This is a genomic window from Shewanella sp. SG44-6 (assembly GCF_014164185.1).
GTDB lineage: Bacteria > Pseudomonadota > Gammaproteobacteria > Enterobacterales > Shewanellaceae > Shewanella > Shewanella vesiculosa.
The window spans coordinates 1-1,204 of sequence record NZ_JACJER010000284.1; the positions used below are offsets into that span (position 1 = coordinate 1).

The 1,204-nt window shown below is 44.7% G+C and carries 1 protein-coding gene; it reads right to left on the reverse strand.

All coding sequences use genetic code 11. From position 1 onward, the window contains the following. Positions 1 to 55 precede the first annotated feature (55 nt). The coding region (gene tuf / locus H5185_RS22200; protein ID WP_182699093.1) for an elongation factor Tu at positions 56 to 1,204 on the reverse strand (1,149 nt) is incomplete at its 5' end.

The window sequence follows — 1,204 nt, forward strand, 5'->3', positions numbered from 1 at the left end:
TAAAAATAAAAAAGGAAGCCTAAGCTTCCTTTTTTAGTGTTCACTAAAGTCGCTATTACGCGATGATTTTAGCTACAACACCTGCACCAACTGTACGGCCACCTTCACGGATAGCGAAACGTAAACCGTCGTCCATCGCGATTGGGTAAATCAGGGTAACTACCATCTTGATGTTATCACCAGGCATAACCATTTCTACGCCTTCTGGTAACTCAATTGTGCCTGTTACGTCTGTTGTACGGAAGAAGAACTGTGGACGGTAACCTTTGAAGAATGGAGTATGACGTCCGCCTTCTTCTTTTGATAACACGTACACTTCTGATTCGAATGTAGTATGCGGGTTAATTGAACCTGGCTTAGCTAGTACTTGGCCACGTTCTACGTCATCACGCTTAGTACCACGTAATAACACACCACAGTTTTCGCCAGCACGACCTTCGTCAAGTAACTTGCGGAACATTTCTACACCAGTACAAGTTGTTTTAGTTGTTGGACGAACACCAACAATTTCAACTTCGTCTGATACGCGAACGATACCACGTTCAACACGACCTGTTACCACTGTACCACGACCTGAAATCGAGAATACGTCTTCGATTGGTAGTAGGAATGGCTTGTCGATGTCACGAGCTGGTTCTGGAATATAAGTGTCTAAAGCTTCTGCAAGCTCAAGGATCTTAGCTTCCCACTCTGGCTGGCCTTCTAGTGCCTTAAGAGCTGAACCTTGAATTACTGGTAAATCATCACCTGGGAAGTCGTATTCTGAAAGAAGCTCACGCACTTCCATTTCAACTAATTCTAGTAATTCTTCGTCATCTACCATGTCACACTTGTTCATGAATACGATGATGAAAGGTACGCCAACCTGACGTGAAAGCAGGATGTGCTCACGTGTTTGTGGCATTGGGCCGTCTGTCGCAGCAACTACTAAGATTGCGCCGTCCATCTGTGCAGCACCGGTAATCATGTTTTTAACATAATCCGCGTGACCTGGACAGTCTACGTGTGCGTAGTGACGAATTGGTGTGTCATATTCGATGTGAGAAGTATTAATCGTAATACCGCGCTCACGCTCTTCTGGAGCGTTATCGATTTGAGCGAAGTTTTTAACTTCACCACCATAAGTTTTAGACAAAACGGCAGAGATTGCTGCTGTTAAAGTTGTTTTACCATGGTCAACGTGACCGATGGTGCCCACGTTTAC